Source organism: Roseovarius sp. (assembly GCF_018066915.1).
Classification (GTDB): Bacteria; Pseudomonadota; Alphaproteobacteria; order Rhodobacterales; family Rhodobacteraceae; genus Roseovarius.
In genome coordinates, this window is record NZ_JAGPVV010000286.1 from 1 (window position 1) to 4,046 (window position 4,046).

The 4,046-nt window shown below is 61.4% G+C and carries 5 protein-coding genes; all 5 read right to left on the reverse strand.

Annotated elements, in window-relative coordinates; all coding sequences use genetic code 11:
• Positions 1-617 (reverse strand): type IIL restriction-modification enzyme MmeI (locus KBT70_RS16015; protein ID WP_363270800.1); only part of this gene is annotated, 617 nt, incomplete at its 3' end.
• Complete coding sequence (locus KBT70_RS16020) at positions 614-1,036, reverse strand: type II toxin-antitoxin system VapC family toxin (protein WP_009819915.1); 423 nt, start codon at positions 1,034-1,036, stop codon at positions 614-616. The genes KBT70_RS16015 and KBT70_RS16020, both read right to left, overlap by 4 nt.
• A gap of 3 nt (positions 1,037-1,039) precedes the next feature.
• The gene (locus KBT70_RS16025) at positions 1,040-1,288 is read right to left on the reverse strand and encodes a plasmid stabilization protein (RefSeq protein ID WP_009819916.1); all 249 of its coding nucleotides are present in this window, start codon (positions 1,286-1,288) and stop codon (positions 1,040-1,042) included.
• Positions 1,289-1,414: 126 nt separating this feature from the next.
• Positions 1,415-2,425, reverse strand: coding sequence for a P-type DNA transfer ATPase VirB11 (virB11, locus tag KBT70_RS16030; RefSeq protein ID WP_296636254.1), 1,011 nt, complete (start codon positions 2,423-2,425; stop codon positions 1,415-1,417).
• Positions 2,426-2,535: 110 nt separating this feature from the next.
• Positions 2,536-3,993: a TrbI/VirB10 family protein gene (locus tag KBT70_RS16035; protein WP_296636258.1), complete on the reverse strand. Its 1,458-nt coding sequence runs from the start codon at positions 3,991-3,993 to the stop codon at positions 2,536-2,538.
• Between the last annotated feature and the right edge of the window lie 53 nt (positions 3,994-4,046).

A 4,046-nucleotide genomic window follows, 5' to 3' on the forward strand; every position in this document is an offset into this window, starting at 1 on the left:
TCGATGGTGGCGGTGAACAGGTTGTCGCTGACGAAGATGTCGGTGTCTTCGGCGAAGAAACAGAAGATCAGCCGCGCCATGAAGTGGTTCATGTCGTGGCGTTTGTCAGCGCTGCCCCAGTCGGGATTGTCCTTGATCAGCTCGACATAGAGCCGGTTGAGGCGGCTGGTCGCGCGGATGTCAAAGGCGCTTTCGCGGATTTGCTTGACGGTGGAGATACCGGCGAGCGGCAGGAAGAAGCCGAAATGGTCGGGGAAATCGGTGTAGCGGCAGGCGATGGTTTCGCCGGTGGTGATATCCTCGGCCTCGAGGTCGATACCATCGGTGGCGAGGATGAACTTCGCCTTGGCGCGGGTGGTCGCGGGGCTGTCGCGAAGGGCGGTCAGGGTCGCCGCGATGTTGCCCGGCGCGCAGGTGGCAAGGTGGATGTTGTTGGTTTGCAGGACGCCGCCCCAAGGGCCATCAAAGTCGGACTTGTTCGACGCGCCGGTGCGCAGCCGCTTGATCGTCGTGTCCTTGTTGCCGAAGGCCAAGAGGAAGGCATAAGGGAATTCGGCCGCGTCAAAGGGCTGCTCGGCGAGTTCGGAAACGGCTTGTTCGATTTCAACGGCGTTCATGCGGCTGTCCAGGGGTTGATCAGGTCGATCTCGCAGCCCTCGAAGTCAGGCGTATTGCGCGTGGCGACGGTGGCGCCGCAGGCGTGGGCAATGGAGGCGATCTGGCAATCGGCCTGGGCAATTGGCCGCCCGGCGGCGCGACGTGCGGCGGCGATGGTGGCGTAGGCCTGCGCGGCGTCGCTGTCGAAGGGCAGAATGCGACCGGCAAGGTCTTCCCGCAGGATACGGTCCACGGCGTCAACCAGCGCGGCGCGGCGCTTGCCGTTCCCCATGATCGCGAGGCCATAGCGCAGCTCCGCCTCCGATATCGAGGTCAGGTAGACGTTGAGCCCGTCCTGGGCCGACAACCAGTGTTCGACCTTGGGCTCCGGGGCCGGGCGCAAAAGCTCGGAGATGACATTCGTGTCGAGGATGATCATGCTTCAGGCCCGATCAAATGCGGGCGGTTCACGCATGGCCTCACGCTGCGGAAGGTCGAGATCGACGCCACCCAGAGGTGCGACCCGTGCGCGGATGGCCGCGGCAAGATCGTGGGAGGGCTTCGCTTCGCCGACGACATGGCGCAAGATTTCTCGTGCCTCCTCTTCCATTGAACGGCCATGTTCGGCCGCGCGGATGCGAAGGCGGCGCTTCACGTCATCGTCAAGGTTCCGGATGGTAATGCTTGCCATGATATCCTCCTGAGAGGAGTGTAATCATCGCAATCAATGCGATCAAGTGCAAACGCGCTTATGTTGTAGCAAGACGGGAGAGATTACCGTCCGAAAGTACTCAATGCGCACGCTTCCAAACATCCTTCAGCTGGTCACTTCTGATTTTTCGATACCAGGCACCCACACCTGTTCGACCCCGCGCCGTCCGTCCTTGCGCCCAAGCTGCACCACGACATCGATGCTGGAGGCGGCATAGCGCCTTACCTCCTCAAAACTCATATTGATGCCCACAGACATGACCATGAGGGCAAGGCGGTCGAGCGCCTTTTGCGCCGTATCTGCGTGAATTGTGGTGAAAGAGCCGGAATGGCCGGTGTTGATCGCGTCGAGGAAGGTCTTGCACTCATCGCCGCGCAATTCGCCAAGAATGATCCGGTCAGGACGCATGCGCAAAGAGGTCTCCAGCAATTTGGCCGCGGTGCGTTCACTTGAGGGGATACGGTCAGCCTTGAGCATCGCGCGATTGGGCTGTGGAGGAAAGAGCTCGAATGCGTCCTCGATGGTCACGATACGTTCCGCCTCGGTCACCAGCGCGAGAAGTGCCCGGGCAAAAGTCGTTTTGCCCGTGGACGTCCCGCCGCTGATCATGATGTTCAACCGCTCATCGATGCAGAGTTTCATGGCGGCTCGAATATCCCCCGCTTGGGTCAGCGCGATCACCCGTTCGGCTTTTTCCTGTCGTTCGGCGTCCAGGTCCACCAGTGCACCGTGCAACAGACCGATGTCGCCCAAGGTGAGTTGGTCTTCACTGTAGCGGCGCAAGGTGATCGACGGCCCGCCATCCACGACCGGTGGATAGACGACCTGTGCCCGGATCGGCTTGCCGTTCATCTCGATCTTGCCGGAGACGAGCGGCTTTTTCTCGCTGATCTGTCCGTGGGTGGCGCTGGCAATGGATGTTGCAAGGTCCCGGGCTTGGGCAGGGGAGTAGAACACGCCCGCGAGGCCAACCATATGCTCAGCCCCCCGGGTTTCCACCCAGACCTTTCCATCGGGATTAACCGCTATTTCGACCACGCAGGGATCGGCGAGCGGTGCAGCCAGAGGTTTTAGATAGGTCGAAAGAAAACTGGCTTTTTCTGCCGCCGGGTTCATGGCTGGCCGCCTGTGCATTTCAGGTTTGTGTTGCTTTGAGACACGCGGCCTCTCCCTTCGGGCGAACGCGTGTTTCGACATATGATTATTTTGTCGAACCTGAAACGCACTTAATAGAACTCGAGATCACGGTCGACGATCACACTGATCGCGGCCCCGGGCTGGACCGAAATAATCGGAGGCAGCGTGGCATATTCGCCGATCACCGCATCGGTGGTTTGCGTAAAACTGCCCGCGACATCCTCGGCAATTTCTGATCCGGTCTCGGAGCTGGCCTCGGATGCGGCGATTGCCGGTCCTGCGCCGATGATCGAGAGCAATGCGGCTGTGCCAAAGCGCAGCCCAAAGCGGGAGTTCACGGAGCCCGTCACGCCCGAGCGGCCCTGATCGTCCGCGCCAAATGCGGCGAGCTGAACCGATTGCCCCTCGGGTGTGACGATGCGTGACCAGCCAACCAGAATGCGGGCCTGGCCCAAAGAGACATTCGAATTATAGGTCCCGAAGAGGCGGGAGCCTTCGGGAATGAGAACGCGGGACTGATCGAAACTCCAGACCGGGTAGTTAACGATGGCGGTAATCTGTCCGGGCAATGTGGATTCGATGGCGGTTTCCAGTGACGCTTGAATGAGCGTGCCCTGCAGCACCGTATTGGAAGGATTGGCGATAACCTCCGCTGTCGCGACTTGAACGGGCAGGGCACCGTCCAACACGAAGGCGCGCGCCGCTGCATCTCCGACCGCGGGCCCCCTCTCGGGGTCGGATGCCGGACTGCCCGTCTGGCCGCCCGCATCAAAGATCACCCCTTCGGACCGGATTTGTGTGTTGCGCAGCGCCGCCGCCTCGGCACGCCGACGGTCCAGTTCAGCCCGCCGCGCGGCTTCCTCGGCGGCGAGTTGATCGCGCTCGGTTTGCGCGCGTAGAGCGTCACTCATACCGTCATCGATCTGTTGTTGCAGGGCGTCGTTCTGGCGCTGCAGTCCGAGCATTTGCTCCATCAACTGCTCCATCCGGCCATCGGCAACACGTGCGCGTGCGGCAACCTGCGTCGCGATACGCTTTTGCGCTTCAAGATCGGCTTCTGCCAATCGGGTGTCCATCTCGCTTTGCATCTGGGCGATGATCGCCGTGTTCTGTTCCTGGACCGAGCGCAGCGCTTCGGCCAGCTCGGCGGAATTGTCGGGGGCAGGGGCCTCGGCCAGTCTTGACAACTGGGCTTGTAGGGCGACCACGTCGCTCGCAAGCTTGGCGTTCTGTTCCTCGAGGGCTTGGCGCTGCGCCGCGAGTTCATCCTCGATTGGTCCGGGATCGAACCTCGGCTCCGATCTTTGTTCGGTCGGTTCAGCGTCGGCTGTCATGCGGCCAAACCCGTCGCCGTCGACCTGATCCTGAAAGTCGTCGGCTTTCGATGTTTCAACGGCAGAAGTGATGCCGCTGCCTTGCACAAGCGGGTAGGCAATTATGGCCGTTCCCGCCAATAGGAGCGCACCCAGACCAAGTCTCAGCCCGAGAGATGCACGCCGCCTGGGCGCGAAACTGTATTCCTTTTCCCCGGCTTTCCCGTCGCTCATGATCAGAACTCCCGTCCACGCAGGGCGGCCACGGCAGCAGCCTCGGTCGTGAA